At 27.6% G+C, this 15,948-nt stretch carries 15 protein-coding genes and 1 pseudogene; 12 read left to right on the top strand and 4 right to left on the bottom strand.

Going from position 1 to position 15,948, the window contains the following annotated elements:
- Positions 1-187: 187 nt before the first annotated feature.
- From ACNI3D_RS05270 to ACNI3D_RS05245, 6 genes and pseudogenes are all read left to right on the top strand, one after another.
- On the top strand, positions 188-769 hold the full coding sequence (locus ACNI3D_RS05270; protein WP_419768503.1) for a hypothetical protein: 582 nt from the start codon (positions 188-190) through the stop codon (positions 767-769).
- Between the two features lie 57 nt (positions 770-826).
- Positions 827-1,108 (top strand): hypothetical protein, encoded by a 282-nt coding sequence (locus ACNI3D_RS05265; RefSeq protein ID WP_419768502.1) that lies wholly within the window; start codon positions 827-829, stop codon positions 1,106-1,108.
- Between the two features lie 103 nt (positions 1,109-1,211).
- The gene (locus ACNI3D_RS05260) at positions 1,212-1,700 is read left to right on the top strand and encodes a GNAT family N-acetyltransferase (RefSeq protein WP_419768501.1); all 489 of its coding nucleotides are present in this window, start codon (positions 1,212-1,214) and stop codon (positions 1,698-1,700) included.
- A 109-nt stretch (positions 1,701-1,809) separates the two neighbouring features.
- Positions 1,810-2,309, top strand: a pseudogene (locus ACNI3D_RS05255) (DUF6622 family protein).
- Positions 2,310-2,433: 124 nt separating this feature from the next.
- Positions 2,434-2,781 carry a barstar family protein gene (locus tag ACNI3D_RS05250; protein WP_419768500.1) on the top strand — a complete coding sequence of 116 codons (348 nt, stop codon included), beginning with the start codon at positions 2,434-2,436 and terminating at the stop codon, positions 2,779-2,781.
- Positions 2,782-3,191: 410 nt separating this feature from the next.
- A complete protein-coding gene (locus ACNI3D_RS05245) occupies positions 3,192-3,608 on the top strand; it encodes a hypothetical protein (RefSeq protein ID WP_129102056.1) in 417 nt (138 codons plus the stop codon).
- Between the two features lie 186 nt (positions 3,609-3,794).
- On the opposite strand, the gene ACNI3D_RS05240 is transcribed toward ACNI3D_RS05245, so the two are convergent.
- The 4 genes from ACNI3D_RS05240 to ACNI3D_RS05225 all read right to left on the bottom strand — a co-directional run bounded on the left by ACNI3D_RS05240 (position 3,795) and on the right by ACNI3D_RS05225 (position 7,498).
- Positions 3,795-5,057, bottom strand: a complete 1,263-nt coding sequence (locus tag ACNI3D_RS05240; protein WP_419768499.1) for a serine hydroxymethyltransferase — start codon at positions 5,055-5,057, stop codon at positions 3,795-3,797.
- Between the two features lie 74 nt (positions 5,058-5,131).
- A complete protein-coding gene (locus ACNI3D_RS05235; RefSeq protein ID WP_419768498.1) occupies positions 5,132-5,605 on the bottom strand; it encodes a pyridoxamine 5'-phosphate oxidase family protein in 474 nt (157 codons plus the stop codon).
- Positions 5,602-6,786: an acetylornithine transaminase gene (locus ACNI3D_RS05230; protein ID WP_419768497.1), complete on the bottom strand. Its 1,185-nt coding sequence runs from the start codon at positions 6,784-6,786 to the stop codon at positions 5,602-5,604. Before ACNI3D_RS05230 ends, ACNI3D_RS05235 begins: the two co-directional genes overlap by 4 nt.
- Before the next feature lie 10 nt (positions 6,787-6,796).
- Positions 6,797-7,498: an MOSC domain-containing protein gene (locus ACNI3D_RS05225; RefSeq protein WP_129102060.1), complete on the bottom strand. Its 702-nt coding sequence runs from the start codon at positions 7,496-7,498 to the stop codon at positions 6,797-6,799.
- Positions 7,499-7,586: 88 nt separating this feature from the next.
- Between ACNI3D_RS05225 and pdxR the strand changes: the two genes are divergently transcribed.
- From pdxR to ACNI3D_RS05195, 6 genes are all read left to right on the top strand, one after another.
- Positions 7,587-8,978, top strand: coding sequence for a MocR-like pyridoxine biosynthesis transcription factor PdxR (gene pdxR, locus ACNI3D_RS05220; RefSeq protein ID WP_375725344.1), 1,392 nt, complete (start codon positions 7,587-7,589; stop codon positions 8,976-8,978).
- Positions 8,979-9,621: 643 nt separating this feature from the next.
- The gene (locus tag ACNI3D_RS05215; protein ID WP_419768496.1) at positions 9,622-10,308 is read left to right on the top strand and encodes an SIMPL domain-containing protein; all 687 of its coding nucleotides are present in this window, start codon (positions 9,622-9,624) and stop codon (positions 10,306-10,308) included.
- A 176-nt stretch (positions 10,309-10,484) separates the two neighbouring features.
- Positions 10,485-12,107, top strand: a complete 1,623-nt coding sequence (dauA, locus tag ACNI3D_RS05210; RefSeq protein WP_419768495.1) for a C4-dicarboxylic acid transporter DauA — start codon at positions 10,485-10,487, stop codon at positions 12,105-12,107.
- An 80-nt stretch (positions 12,108-12,187) separates the two neighbouring features.
- Positions 12,188-14,131 (top strand): sensor histidine kinase, encoded by a 1,944-nt coding sequence (locus tag ACNI3D_RS05205; RefSeq protein WP_419768494.1) that lies wholly within the window; start codon positions 12,188-12,190, stop codon positions 14,129-14,131.
- 82 nt (positions 14,132-14,213) lie between these two features.
- The gene (locus tag ACNI3D_RS05200; protein ID WP_419768493.1) at positions 14,214-15,230 is read left to right on the top strand and encodes an amidoligase family protein; all 1,017 of its coding nucleotides are present in this window, start codon (positions 14,214-14,216) and stop codon (positions 15,228-15,230) included.
- Positions 15,200-15,886, top strand: a complete 687-nt coding sequence (locus ACNI3D_RS05195) for a gamma-glutamyl-gamma-aminobutyrate hydrolase family protein (protein ID WP_164969787.1) — start codon at positions 15,200-15,202, stop codon at positions 15,884-15,886. The genes ACNI3D_RS05200 and ACNI3D_RS05195 overlap by 31 nt, the downstream gene beginning before the upstream one ends.
- Positions 15,887-15,948 lie beyond the last annotated feature (62 nt).

The following is a 15,948-nucleotide window of genomic DNA, read 5'->3' as shown; positions in this document are numbered from 1 at the left end:
CCAATCTTTTTTATAGTAACATCTACAAAAATACCTTATTTAAGATGTTTGTAGGCATTTTGATATACAACACTTTTTGTGCATGTTATTTGTTGATTTTTAGGGTGTTTTATATATAATGTATATTCAATAAATAGTTATATAAAGGAAATAAATGAGTGAAAAAATTTCTCATTGGGCTGGAGCTTTGTCAGCATTAATTGCAGCTTTTGCTTTAGCAATTAGTTTATGGAATTACTGGGAAGATGCAGAACAATCAAAAATTGAAAAGTGGCAAGAAGTTGCAGTTTATGAATTCATATTAAACAACAAATTATCAACCTTTCAAGATATTAAAGTTGGCTATATTACAGAGGCTCAACAAATAACTACATTTTCTCTACCAAAAAATGAAATTCAAGACGATGCATTAAGAAAAATAATATTAAAACTGCAATCTAATAATCTTATACGACTAAGAGATACAGGATACTATGAAGCAGTACTTGCCACTTATCAACCTAATCCAACAGAGATGATGGACATTATTAAAAGGCAACAGCATTTAAGAGATTTATTTCCAATAGTCAAAACAAAAGTTATTGATTTACTCAATAAAGATTGTGGCAAACTGAATCAAGATGAAATTTACAGATATATATCAGATTCTGTAGATATTGAAGCACCAATATTTATTGATATGCTACATAGTATGAGAGGAATAGAAGTACATATGTTAAAAGATGAAACATGGTGTACAACTTATGATTCAGAGAAAATTGAAAAATAATGCATAACAAGTTATGGATAATATAAATATAAAACTTAATTTAAAGGAAAGTAATTGATGAAAGAAATAAGAAAATTCACTTTTGAAGATGAAGAATATGAAATAAGAATTACATCTGATGGATGGACTTATACTATACGAGTGTATAAAAACAATGAATTAGCAAGTGGAAATATTTATACTGTTGATACATCTACAATTATTAGTATTAAAATGTCAAAAATACCAATGGATCCACTTGAGGATATGATTAAAACTGCTCAAAATGATATTATTGAGAAAAGATGGGAAAAATATGTAAAAGCTATGAAAAGAATAGCTGATAAACAAGAAATATAACAAATCAGAAGAGCTAATAAATTACCTTCAGGCAATTTATTAGCTCACTTCAACCGTTAGATTTTTTGGAAACTTATTTATTCTAAATAGCAAAAGGATTTGAGTGATTTTACTTCGAGAATTTACACAAAATGATATAGAAAGATTGGTTGCCATCTTAAACGATGATTCGGTCACTCAATTCCTTTCAACTAAAATACCTTCCCCTTACACTAAAGAAGATGCGCTTTGGTGGGCAAACGAAGGGAGTAAGAGCGACCTAATTAAAGCTATTTCCTTTAATGGTATTTTGGTTGGGTGTATTGGCGTCAATCGTGGCGAGTTCGAGTACCAAAGGTCTGGAGAGATGGGTTATTGGTTGTCCAAAGAATATTGGCGTCAAGGCATAACATCAGTTGCAATTACGCAAATGTTAGAGTATGTATTTTCAAACACTGATATTGTTCGCGTGTTTGCTTCGGTATTCTCAGGCAATAATCCATCAATGCAGTTGTTGATAAAATCTGGTTTCAAGCAAGAAGCCGTGTTAAAAAACGCAATATTCAAAAACAGGCAATTCTACAATAACCATATATTCGTTAAACTGAGGTAGTGTCGAAGTGCTAGCAAAATCAAACAATACGTTGTTGTCATCACTATCGTGGCTGGGACGGCTTAGTCTACGCTTCAGCCACCCAAAGCTTTGCGTTATATAAAAAGGAATGACATTGATTCTTGAAATAATTCAACATACACCAATTTGGGTATTTATATTATTTGTAGTATTGTTTCTTTTAGGTTATTCTCAAACTAAAAATAGAGAAGTTAAATTAAAAAGAATTTTTATCTTACCCATAGCCATGATTTTATTATCATTGTTTGGTATTTTATCTGCTTTTGGAATAAGTCTAATATCATCAATTGTGTGGTTTGTTGGAGGTGTTATATCTTTAATTATAGGATTAAAACTCTCTTTTCCTAAAAATACTAAATATGATAAATCGAAAGATATTTTCACATCCACCGCAATTGGATGCCAATGTTTCTTATCTTAATTATATTCTTTATCAAGTATTTTATTGGAGTTGTAGTTGCGAGAGAATTATCTATAATAAATGAGATAGAATTCATTGTTATTATTAGTTTACTGTATGGCTCTTTAAGTGGCATATTTTTATCAAGAAGTATTATAATAATACAGACAAAATATATAACAAAATAGAGAAGTGAACGAGATACCACAGGATTAAAAGATAATTTTAGTTATCATTTAAAATAAATTTATAAGTAATGTTAACAATCTGAAAGATATCACGTCCACTTACTTCAAACGTTAGGCTAAGAAAATGAAAATAGTAAAAATACCTGTTAATAAAATCAAAGACTGGGAAACTTTTCATAAAATATTTACAGAGATATTAGGCTTTCCTGATTTTTACGGTAAAAATATGGATGCATGGATTGATTGTATGACATATATTGATGAACCAAATGATGGAATGACTTCAATCTATGTAGATAAAGGACAAATGATGGTTCTTGATTTGGGAGACTGCACTGTATTTGCATCAAAATATCCAACTCAATATAAAGCTCTTATAGACTGTAGTGCTTTTGTTAATTACCGAAGAATAGAAGCTGGGGGAAATCCCGTACTTGCACTATCATTTTGGAATAATAAGGTAAATGCCTAACAAATATTTCTCAACTCAAACGTTAAGTTCCTAAACCTCTTACTTTTGGAGCAGTTTTTACTAATGGAAAGCGTGTTCCAAAAAGAGTTTGCTTTTTGAACATACTCCTCATAATATATTTAATATTATGTAGGTTTATTACGATATCACCTTAATATACATACATTATGTACTATTATCGTCTAAATATCCACATTAAGCATATCATAAATTTAAAATTTATTTTAGAAGCATCTCAATTTTCAATATTTTTTATACTAATATTTACAAAAATAGCTTATTTAAGGTGTTTATAGGCATTTTGATATACGACACATATTGTGTATGTTGTTTGTTGATTTTCAGGCTATCTTGTATATAATGTATGTTCAATAAATAGTTATGTAGCAAATTCAGCCAAGGAGAATTAGATGGCAATTTTTGGAATTGGGGCATATTACGGCGAGGACGTAAGCGCTGAATTTATTAATCACGGAATCGCTGGCCCCGGCTGGGGGCAAGGTGAAGCACCGGAGTTGTTTCAGTACATAGCATCTCTGAAGGTCGGAGACATCGTTTACATCAAGTCTTGCTCCGCCGGAAGTAAAGACATCCATGTTAAGGGGATTGGCTTCGTTGCTGATCATAAACTTTTAACTGACGAAGAGGATACCAAAGGTATCGTCAGTGCAGGCAGACGCATAAATTGGATAAGCCGTGAAAGGTTCACTGTCCCAAAGCCTAAAGAGAAGAACAATGTTCGCTCAAATACCATCTATGAGGAATTTCACCCCGAGATTCAGCAGGTAATAATGTCAAAAGTCGTGAGTTTGGTCGATGCTACATAACCAGTGCAGGCACAGCGACGCCATTTACATTGCTCCTTCTGCTCCATTCCAATGGCGCGCATGCTGCAAGCGTTAAGTTGCTAAACCTCTTATATTTGGAACACAACTTTAAGTTTTAGTTAAAAGTTCCAAATATAACAATTTATGAGATATTTCTACTACCATTAGGATTTTCAATAGGTCTAATTAAAATGTTGATTGAGTATAAATAACAAATCCTTTTGCTAATTCTTTCATCTCTTTATTAATTCTTTTTTGTAAATTTATATCTTGAATATTATCTAGAACATCACATATTTTATTCGCAATTATTTCAAATTCTTTTTCTTTCATTCCTCGTGTAGTTAAAGCTGGACTTCCAATTCTAATACCACTTGTAATAAATGGACTTCGTGTATCTCCTGGTACACTGTTTTTATTTACAGTAATTCCTGCATTTCCAAGTGCGGTATCTGCATCTTTTCCTGAAAAGTCTTTATTTAAGAAACTTACAAGTACAAGATGATTATCCGTACCATCACTTACTAAATCATATCCTCTATTGATTAAAACTTTTTCTAAAACTTTTGCATTGGCTTTTATTTGCTTTGTATATTCTTTCCATGAAACATCTAATACCTCTTTAAATGCAACTGCTTTTGCAGCAATAACATGAATCAAAGGACCACCTTGTGTTCCTGGGAAAATTGCACTGTTAAGTTTTTTAGCAATCTCTTCATCATTACACATAATTATACCACCTCTTGGTCCTCTTAGTGTTTTATGTGTAGTTGTTGTAACAACATCAGCATAAGGAAAAGGTGACATATGTTCACCAGCAGCAATAAGTCCTGCAATATGTGCAATATCAGCAAACAAAATTGCTCCTACCGCATCTGCTATCTCTCTGAATTTTTTAAAATCAAGTTCTCTAGCATAAGCACTTGCACCACAAATAATAATTTTTGGCTGTATAACTTTTGCAATATCCATAACTTTATCATAATCAATATATCCATTTAGTTCCACTCCATAAGAAAAAGCATTATAATTTTTTCCTGAAAAGGATGGTTTACTTCCATGAGTTAAATGTCCACCATGACTTAAATCCATACCAAGAATTTTATCTCCTGCACTTAACAATGCTGCATATACAGCACTATTGGCTTGACTTCCAGAATGTGGTTGAACATTTGCATATTTACAACCAAAAATTTCACAAGCTCTATTGATAGCTAACTGCTCAACTTGATCTGCAAATTCACATCCACCATAATATCTTTTATATGGATAACCTTCTGCATACTTATTTGTAAAAATACTTCCTGTTGCTTCCATCACAGCAGGACTAGTAAAGTTTTCTGATGCTATCATCTCTAGATGATTTGTTTCTCTTTTTAACTCATTTTCAATTATTGAAAATACCTCATAATCTGCTTTTTCTAGACTTTCATTTTTTATAAAACTCATTTTTATCTCCTTTTATTTACTTTTAAAATCATAACCTAACTAACAACATTACACAATCCAAAAATTGCTATTTCTTATTTATAATATCTTCCTACACAGTTCATAACATCTATTCCAATAACTGCTGTACCATTTATCATATTTAGAGGTAATTCTTTATTTTTTAAATGAGGTGTAAATTTTTCCACTATTTTTAAAAGTGCTATTTTCTTTTCATCAAAATCCTCAACAATAGTTGCGTGTCCTTGTAAAATTATGCTATTAAATTCAGTATTTACATCACATGGATTTTCCACTCCATCATATAATAAAGATATCATTTCATCTATCTCAAAACATACATTTGGATTTAATTTTATATTATCTATTTTTTCTCCTTTTGGTAATCCATGTAAATATATCTTTTGATTATGCCATACGAAATGCATAGGTACAATATAAGGATAACCATCCTTTCCAAAACTCCCAATACGACCAACTTCAGCTCGTATAAATAACTTTTCAACTTCTTCTTGTGTAAGTAAATGTGTTTTTGTTCTATGTCTCATATATTTTTTCCTTTCAATTTTGTTACAACCTTTTCAAATCTTTTAAATCCCATTTTTATCTCTTTTTTTGATATATTCAATGGTGGCAAAAATCGAACAATATCCTTTCCTGATTTTAGTACTAAAACACCCTGCTTTAAAGATAACTTTACAATCTCATTGAGCTTTGTTCCATCTTTAAGTTTGAGTCCAAGCATAAAACCAAAGCCATTTTTTGATAAAAACAAAGATGGATATCTTTCTATAAAGTAGTCTAAATAATCATTAAAGTATTTAATGTTTGATTCAAGTTTTCCACTATTTTTATATTTTTCTAAAATATTTAAAACCTTAATTGACACGGTTGTCGAAAGATGATTTCCTCCAAAAGTTGAACCATGATCACCTTGCTTTAAAACATTTCTTAAATCTGTCATCATCAGCCCTATTGGAACTCCTGTTGCTAAGCCTTTTGCTAAAGTTATAATATTTGGTCTAATCTCATAATGATGTGACATTAGAAATTCTCCACTTCTATAAACACCTGTTTGAACTTCATCTATTATCAATAATAATTTCTTTTTTTTCAATACCTCACTTAACTTTTTTACTTGCTCTTTATCTTGCATAAAAATGCCGCCTTCCCCTTGAATCAGTTCAAGCATAACTGCAACAGTGTCATCATCTATTAAGTTTATCGCCTCATTTATATTATCAGCATAAACAAATCCATCAGGATAAGGTCCAAAATATTTATGTTTTCCCTCTTGTGCTGTTGCTTTTAAAGTTGCTATTGTTCTTCCATGAAACGAGTTTTTAATAGTTATAATTTTATACTTTGTTTTACAAAAAGCTGTATTTCCATATTTTCGAGCCAGTTTAATGGCACTTTCATTTGCTTCTGCACCACTATTACAAAAATAACACTGCATATCATAGGTGCTTAATGTAACTATTTTTTTCGCACATTTTTCTTGTGACTTTATATGGTAAATATTTGATGTGTGTAAAATTTTATTGGCTTGTTTAGTTATCGTTTTAACAACTTTTTTATCACAATAACCCAAACTATTCACACCAATTCCAGAAGAAAAATCAACATAATCTCTCCCTTTTTCATCATATAAAATAGAATTCTTACCTCTTACAAATGAGACATCTAATCTATTATATAATGGCAATAAATAATTGTTTTCGTTCATCTCTTCCCTTTTAAGTATGATAAAATGAAAACTGTTCATCTTCATCTTTAAATTTATATCTTTTTGACAATGAGTTTAAAAATGGCTTTCCTAATACTTTACAACTTAGTGCTTCGTTGGTTATTTTTTCATCTAATAATGGATTTACAATAAGTTGATTAAGTTTTTTAATACTTAAGTTGGGATATTTTCTCTTTTCTAAAATAAGCTCATCATTTACACAAACTACACCTTCATCTAAAACTTTTGCATACCAACCTGTTAAACCACTTTGAAAAATAAACTTTGTCATCTCTTTTTTATTTGTATTAGCACTTAATTTCCAACAAGGTTGTCTTGGTTGTGTGATTTGTATTCTTGATCCTCCCAGTTGATAAATATCTCCTATACAAATATCACTTTCAGTAATATCAGATAGAATTATATTCTCTCCAAAATGTGCAACACCATCAATATCAAAAGTTGTTTTTAACTGTTTATTAATTTGTTCATATGTTTTTTGTGAAAATAAGAATAGTGCTTTGTTTTCACCTCCATGATGTTTTAAATCACCTTGTTCATCATCCATAAATCCAGTTCTTGTAAGAAATGCTTTTTTTACAGGATATTTTCTTATTGCCGAAACAATTTTTTTCCTTTTATTATTTTCTAAATTTCGTGTAGTAACTCTTCCTGTTTTAATAAATAAAACTTTTGCTATTTTAGTTTCCAAGTATTCCTCCAATAACTCTATTTATTTAAGTTTTCAGGTGTTATAATAACATACAGCTGTAACTTACTCAAGGTACAAAAATTGATAAATAAAAAGGACAGTTATATATAAGCTTATTAATTCATCAACACCTTTATATATCCAACTATATAATCAAATTAAAATTAATATTGAAAAAAATTTGCCTGCAGGAACAAAACTTCCTTCGATTAGACAAATGGCTCAAGATTACCAAGTAAGTAAACACACAGTAGAATCTGCATATAGTCAATTATTCGCAGAAGGATATATTGAAAGTTATCCACAAAGTGGATATTTTGTAAGTAAAGATATAGAAAACTATTTACCACTAAAAGAAACATTTCAACATGCTTTAAAACCAACTACTACAAATATTTTATATAATTTTTATCCTGCTCAACTACATAATGATAATTTCCCTAATAAACTATGGTCTAGATTACATAATAAAATTATGAAAGATATGATTAATTTTGGAAGCTATCCTCAAATGCAAGGTGAATATTCTTTTAGAGTACAAATATCAAAATATTTGTGTCACAATAGAGGAGTACAATGTAATCCTGATCAAATAGTCATATGTAGTGGATTTTCAGATGCAATGTTTATTATTGCTACAATATTAAAATCTTCTACTTCACAATTAGGAATTGAATTTCCAGGATATTCAGTAGTAAAAAAAGTATTCAAAAATCTTGATTATTCTATAGAAAATATTCCAATAAATTCTGATGGTATTAGTTTAGAACATATAGAAAAAAATAAGTGTAAACTTTTATATATTACCCCTTCACATCAATATCCAACAGGAGTAACTATTCCTATTGCAAATCGTTTTAAACTTATACAATGGGCTACAAAAAATAATGCCTATATTATTGAAGATGATTATGATAGTGAACTAAGTTATAACAATCGACCAATTCCTTCATTACAAGGAATTAACCATAATAATTGTATTATTTATACAGGTACATTTTCAAAATCTCTTTCTCCTGCTCTAAGAGTTAGTTATCTTGTGTTACCAACAATATTATTGCCACTATACAAAGAGAAATTTAATTTTCATTTCTCTGGTGTATCTATTGATACACAAAAAACGCTTGAATTATTTATTAAAGATGGTTATTGGGAAAAACACATAAGGAAAACTAGAATTTTAAATAAAAAGAAACATAACATTATGAAAGAATCTTTACTCTTTTATTTAAAGGATAAGATTAAAATACTAAGAGAAGGAAGTGGATTATCAATAGTTATTGTGCCTATTGTAAAAATAAATTGGGAAATACTTGAAAAAGAGGCAATAAACAAAAAAATAAAACTTTATTATATACATTCAGATTCTACTGCAACATTTAAAGCTATATGTATGGGATTTGGGAGCTTCTTAGAAGAAGAGATTCCTTTTTCTGTGGAAATTTTTTCAAAAGTTTTTTTACTGGCTATATGTAAATAATATTTTAATAATTATAGACTAATTTTTCTTTTATAACTATAGATTAAAAATTTTGTTAATTTTTGCTAATTTCCCCTAACTAAAATATTAATAATCTAATCATCAATAGGTTTGGTTTAATATATTCCATAATAGTATGATTTATCAACAAGAAATAGAACACAAAATTTTGAATAATCTCTTTCTTAACCACTAGGTTTTGAAACACGAAGTACTCAAGTAAGTTTTCCGTGTTCCATAAAGTGTTCAAAAAGTAAAAACTGCAAAGTTCCATAAACCTTAAGTGATTATGGAAGAAAAAAGTGAACTTTTTAATTTACTCATAATTTATTATTTTGACAAGAACTATTCAAGGACTTTTATATTTTATTTAAAACTTAAATTGGATTAGAAGTCTTATATTATGGTAGTTTAAAGGGAATTATAAACATATAAGTACTGGGACACCTAATCCCATCGTTTACCTTTTATGTTAAATATTTATTTTTTAATTTAACCTCATTATAAACGATAATGGCAAAGAAATAGATAAAATTTGTGTTATTCTATATTTTGTTCTTGAAAAGACAGATAAAACTGATTTACAAAGCATTATCTTTTAAATGATATACTTGAGTTTTAAAAATAAAAAATAAGGAATATTATGAAAAAAACACTACTAATATTAGCATTTGGGGGATCATTTTTAAGTCTAAATGCAACAACGATCTCGTTGAATGAAAGTTTTACAAATACTGCAAAAACTACAAGCTACAAAATTAATGTTTCAGCAGAAAATCAAAGTCCAAGTTTTGATACTATACAAAATAATATGGAATCAATATTAAAGAAAGTAAAAGATTTAAAAGAACATAAGAATTTAGAATGTAGTGGAGGCAAATACTCGATAAATCCAAATATTGTTTATATCAATAATAAAAAAGAAAATAAAGGGTATATTTCTAATATAAATTTTACTTGTACATATGATGATACTAAAAGTTTAAATGAATTCATAAATTATTTGAATAAATCAAATATAAATAAAACATCAATAGGTGCTTCTAATCCGATTCTTACAGAAGAAGAGATGTTAGTTTCATACAGAAAGTTAGAAAATCAAGCTTTTACTTTTGGAATTGATTATGCAAAAAATTTAGAAAAATTATTTTCTAATAAAACTTGTAGCATTAAAGATATTAATATTTCTAAAGATCAAAGATATACACCTGTACTTAGAAATACGCTTATGGAAGCTTCAGCTTTGAGTAAAACATCTAGTATTGCTAAACCTATTGATAATTCTTTAGAAGTTAAAATAAATACAAACTATACTTTTCTTTGTAAATAATAAAAGAGCGTTTAGCTCTTTTATTATTAAATTACTACTTTATCTATTCACCTAAGGTTTAACAAGTTATTGCGAGTTATACTACTGAAATATATGCTTAAATTTTAAAAGAAATAAATTATGAAAAATACTGATCTAAAAAATACTACCTATAAAATTAATCAAAAAGAAAACAAATGAAAAATAATATATTTTCAGGTCTAACCGTTGGAATTATTGCATTGCCATTATCTATGGCATTAGCAATTGCAGTTGGTGTTCCACCACAAAATGGTCTTTACACTGCTATTATTGCTGGTATATTAGCATCTATATTTGGTAGCAGTAAAATAAATATTTCAGGACCAACTGCTGCTTTTGTAGTCATCTTAATTCCAATTGTACATGAATTTGGACTTGTTGGACTTTTATTGTGTGGATTAATGTCAGGATTTATTCTTGTTTTAATGGGATTATTTAAACTTGGGAACTTAATAGAACTAATTCCTTATCCTGTTACTGTTGGATTTACAACTGGTATTGCTGTAGTAATTGCTACTTTTCAAATAAAAGATTTTTTTGGTTTAAAGATTGAATCTTTTACTGGTCATTTCTATGAAAAAGTTTATACTTTAATCAAAGCCTTTCCTACATTTCAAATCAATGACTTAATTGTAGGGATAATAACTTTGGGCTTATTAATATTATGGCCAAAAGTAAAAACTAAAATACCAGCTCCTTTGATTGCTTTATCAATAGTTACAATAGGAGTTTATTTATTTAACTCAAATAATCCAGATATTCAAATATCGACTATTTTTTCAACTTTTAGTTATCAAATAGGTGAAATAAAAGGAAACGGAATTCCCCCTATTCCTTTGCAGTTCAATATTCCTTGGGCTAATTATTCGATGGATGATTTAAATTTAGATTTATTATATAAATTATTGCCACATAGTATTGCAATTGCCATATTAGGTGCTTTAGAATCGTTATTATGTGCTGTAATATCAGATGGAATGACAAACAATAGAACAAATCCAAATAAAGAGTTAATAGGACAAGGAATAGCAAATATAGTAGTTCCTTTTTTTGGAGGTATACCAGCAACTGCTGCAATTGCTAGAACTGTTGTAAATATCAAATCAGGTGGAACAGCAAAAATTTCTTCGATTATTCATTCTATATTTATTCTTTTTTCAATACTATTTTTTGCTTCATATTTATCATTTTTACCTATGGCTTCACTTTCTGCTTTACTCTTAGTTGTTGCTTGGAATATGTCAGAAGTCAAACACTTTATAAAAATAATAAAAGTAGCACCCAAACATGATGTTTATGTATTATTAGTATGTTTTTCTTTGACTGTACTTCTTGATATGCAAATTGCTGTTGCTGTGGGAATGGGACTTGCTTCTATTTTATTTATAAAAAGAACTATAGAATTATACTCTATTGAACTTATTAATAAAGAGCACTCTATTGTTCATGAAAATATTCCAAATGATATTGCTATTTATAATATCAATGGACCTATGTTTTTTGGTGCAGCACAAAATGCTCTTAAAATACTAATTTCTACAAAAGAAGACATAAAAATTGTTATTTTAAATATGGAGCATGTAACAATGATAGATATGACTGCTCTTGTTGCAATAGAATCAATGATAGAGAACTTTGAAAGAAATGAAAAAGTTCTTATAATAACTGGCGTAAATAAGAGAATAATGAATAAATTAAATAAATTTGGGATTATTTTTGATTCAAAAAAATTAATTTTAAAACCTGATATTGATTCAGCACTAAAATTTTATAACTAAATTATTATTTTTTAATAATCGAAAGTTTCTTTTTATTTCCTTTAGCTATAATTAAATAATTTATTTAATGTAGGAATCTTATGAAATTTTTTGATAATGAAAAAAATATTTTAAATTTAATTAAATATGGAGCAATAATACCTGTAATAATATTCTCTTTTATTATTACATACATATTTATTGAACAAAAAAAACAAGATGTTAAAAAAGAAGTTGATATTTTAAAAACGAACTATTTAAATGAAAACAAAAAAATTGTTAGATATGAAGTAGAAAATATCATCTCTTTAATAAATGATGAAATAAGTAAATCAGAAGAAAATTTAAAAAAAACTATCAAAGAAAAAGTATATGAAGCATACAAAGTAGCAAATATACTTTATACAGAAGAATCAAATGAGTTTTCAAACGAACAAACAAGATTAAAAAAACGCATACTAACTACTATAAAACATGCATTAACAGGAATGTCTTACAATAATAATAGAGGCTATTTTTTCATAGATGACATAAATGGTGTTAAGATATTACAACCCTTTAATAAAGAGTTTGAGGGAAAAAATATGCTTGATTACGAAGATGCGAAAGGTTATAAATTTGTAAAAAAAATAACCCAAACAATTAAAAATAAAAATGAAGCCTTTGATAAGTACTATTGGTATAAACCAAATAACAAAACTCAAGCTTACGAAAAAATAAGTTTTTACAAATATTTTGAACCATATAATGTAGTTATTGGTACTGGTGAATATACCATGGACTTTCAAGAGAAGGTAAAGAAAAAAGTTTTAGAATGGATTACAAGATTTAGATACAACGAAAATGGATATATCTTTGTATATGATTTAAATGGTAATTGTCTGTCTGATATTAGAACAGAATGTATTGGTCAAAATAGGCTAAAAGTAAAAAATTCTAAAGGTGATTTTGTCGTAAAAGATATATTGAATTTTGCAAAGACTAATAAAGAAGGATATTTAGATTATCTATCAACCTATAATGCAAACTATAAATCATCTGCAAAAATCTCTTATATAAAACTTTTTGAGAAGTGGAATTGGGTAATTGGAAATGGCTTTTATTTAGATAGGTTAAATGAAGTAATAAAACAAAGAGAAGTTGAACTTACGAAAAATAGTAAGCAAGTTATAAACAAGATACTAATTATTAGTAGTATTATGACACTTTTTTTAATAGCAATTTCTTTTTATGTATCAAATATCATTGCTACAAAATTTAAAGAATATAGAAAAAACTTAGACTTAGAAACAAAAAAAACAATTGAAAAAGAAATGCTATTAATTCAACAATCAAAAATGGCAATTATGGGAGAAATGATTGGAAATATTGCACATCAATGGAAACAGCCACTAAACTTAATAAGCATGTCAAATAGCCTTCTAAGGCTAAATAAAGAAGATGAAAGTCATAACTCTGAAGAAGAAATAAACGAAGCAATTGATAATATTGACAATTCAGTTATTCACTTAACTACTACAATTGATGATTTTAGAAACTTTTTCAATCCAAGTAAAGAGAAAACATACTTTAATATAGAAACTATTTTTGAAAAAACATTAAAATTAATTAGTTCAGAATTTAAAACTAGTAATATTGAAATTATTAAAAATATAAAGGAAACATATCTAAGTGGCTATCAAAATGAACTTTTACAAGTTTTTATAAATATTATAAAGAATGCAAAAGATGAATTTATAAAATCTCCACATAAAACTCAAAAGCAATATGTATTTATTGATGTTTTTGAAGACAATACTTTTTTATATATTAAAATAAAAGACACTAATGGTGGTATTCCTAAGGATATTTTAAGTGATGTATTTAAACCATATTTTACGACTAAAAAAGACATGGGTGGAACTGGTATTGGGCTTTATATGAGTAAACAAATCATTACAAATATGAATGGAGAAATCAATGCGACAAATGAAAAATTTCAATATAACAATGAAACTTATGTAGGTGCTCAATTTTCTATAAAACTACCAAAAAATTGTAAATAATTACATCCTATCTTAAAAAATAATTAAGTTATGTTTAAATAACTTATGTTATCTTTATAATAAAAAGATTAAAAGGAGTAGTATGCAAATAAGCCACCAAGAAGTAATAGAGAAGAAGTATTTGTCAAAACTTTTTTTTAATAATAAAAATGAACCAAGACATCTAGGTATTGAAATTGAGTACTCAAATCTTTCATTAGAAAAAAGTGCTGAGCTTGTGTCTGAATTATTTGGTGGAAATTTAGAAAAAATTACAAAATATGAACTTGAATTAAAAGATACTAAATATGGAAACTTTAAATTTGAACTAGATGCACAATTACTCCAAAAAATGCAAACTGATAATTTATTTGATAAACTTAGTAACATTATAGGAAATATGTCCCATAGCATAGATGATATTGTAGATAAAACATCAAAGCGATTTGTACCTTTTGAAATAGCAACTCCTCCAATACCAATTAAAGACCTAAAAGAAGCTGATAGATTAATTGAAAGTCTTAGGTTAAATGGAGCATTAGGGACTACTCATTCACTTTATTATGCCTTTGGAGTTCATTTTAATATAGAGCCACCAAGTCAAAATATTGAAGATGTACTAAGACTTTTTAAATCATTTTTAATTATTCAAAAATGGATAGAACTACAAAGTGAAGTTGATATTGCAAGAAAAGTTTCACCTTATATAAATGATTTTCCAAAAGAGTATATTAAAAAAATTATTGATTTAGATTATAAACCAACAAAAGAAGAGTTTCTGCAAGATTACATAAAATATAATCCTACAAGAAATCGTATTTTAGATATGTTGCCACAATTAGCTTTTTGGAATGAAAAAGAAGTAAGAAAACATCTTCCAAAAGAGAAAATAAATCCAAGACCTACATATCACTATCGATTACCAAATTCAAAAGTAAATCTATTTAGATGGAATCTTTCTCAAGAGTTTCAATTATGGGTAATAGTTGAAATCTTAGCAAACAATGAAAAAGTATTTACAAAAATGAGTAAAGAGTTTTTGATTCAACTTGATTCACCTTTATTTAATAAAAATGAATGGATAGAACAATGTCATGGTTACATAACAGACCTACTATAATAGTTACAGGTCCTAAAAAAGGATTTGTATCTAGGTTCTTTATAATCTTTTCTCTTTTTTTATGTGGAGCTCGTACTAAAATAATCACTCCCAATAAACCCTATGATGATTTAGATATGGATGGATTACTCATAAGTGGAGGAAATGATTTATATAATGCTTTTATTGAAGATAAAACTTGCAAATTAGAAGATGTAATATCTTATAAAAGGGATGTTTTAGAGTATACACTTTTAAATAAAGCTGTAGAAAATAATAAACCAGTTTTTGGAATATGTAGAGGATATCAACTAATAAATATATTTTTTGGAGGAGAACTTTGCAAAGACATAAGAAGAGATGGATATGATTACAAATATACTCCACTACCTTGGAAAACTATAAGTGTAACAAAAGGTGGTATTTTAGATACATGTTTAAAAACTTCAAATTTAAAGATAAATACATTACACCATCAAGCTGTACAAAAACTACCTGAATCTTTTAAATTAGAAGCAGTTGATAAATATAATATTATTCAATCAATATCAAAAAAAGATGAAAATAATTTAATATTTGGAGTACAATGGCATCCTGAATATCTTTTTTACAAAAAGCAACATTTAAAGATTTTTAAAATATTTGTGGATACTGTTAAATCTAAGTTAAAAGATTAATTGTTTTTTTGATACTATTCACATACTAATTAGGCATTCTATTATTTTCACCTAAACCATTA

The organism is Arcobacter siniprincipis (SeqCode) (genome assembly GCF_048571125.1).
Taxonomy (GTDB): Bacteria; Campylobacterota; Campylobacteria; order Campylobacterales; family Arcobacteraceae; genus Arcobacter; species Arcobacter siniprincipis.
Note: the sequence above shows the minus strand (reverse complement) of the source record. Positions and strands in the feature narration are given on the sequence as shown.

What these genes read in the sequence shown, in the direction of transcription:
- ACNI3D_RS05235 (WP_419768498.1), bottom strand. Translation starts at nt 5,605, where the DNA reads ATGAGACATAGAACAAAAACACATTTACTTACACAAGAAGAAGTTGAA.
- ACNI3D_RS05245 (WP_129102056.1), top strand. Translation starts at nt 3,192, where the DNA reads ATGGCAATTTTTGGAATTGGGGCATATTACGGCGAGGACGTAAGCGCT.
- ACNI3D_RS05230 (WP_419768497.1), bottom strand. Translation starts at nt 6,786, where the DNA reads ATGAACGAAAACAATTATTTATTGCCATTATATAATAGATTAGATGTC.
- ACNI3D_RS05195 (WP_164969787.1), top strand. Translation starts at nt 15,200, where the DNA reads ATGTCATGGTTACATAACAGACCTACTATAATAGTTACAGGTCCTAAA.
- ACNI3D_RS05200 (WP_419768493.1), top strand. Translation starts at nt 14,214, where the DNA reads ATGCAAATAAGCCACCAAGAAGTAATAGAGAAGAAGTATTTGTCAAAA.
- ACNI3D_RS05265 (WP_419768502.1), top strand. Translation starts at nt 827, where the DNA reads ATGAAAGAAATAAGAAAATTCACTTTTGAAGATGAAGAATATGAAATA.
- dauA (WP_419768495.1), top strand. Translation starts at nt 10,485, where the DNA reads ATGAAAAATAATATATTTTCAGGTCTAACCGTTGGAATTATTGCATTG.
- ACNI3D_RS05250 (WP_419768500.1), top strand. Translation starts at nt 2,434, where the DNA reads ATGAAAATAGTAAAAATACCTGTTAATAAAATCAAAGACTGGGAAACT.
- ACNI3D_RS05240 (WP_419768499.1), bottom strand. Translation starts at nt 5,057, where the DNA reads ATGAGTTTTATAAAAAATGAAAGTCTAGAAAAAGCAGATTATGAGGTA.
- ACNI3D_RS05215 (WP_419768496.1), top strand. Translation starts at nt 9,622, where the DNA reads ATGAAAAAAACACTACTAATATTAGCATTTGGGGGATCATTTTTAAGT.
- ACNI3D_RS05205 (WP_419768494.1), top strand. Translation starts at nt 12,188, where the DNA reads ATGAAATTTTTTGATAATGAAAAAAATATTTTAAATTTAATTAAATAT.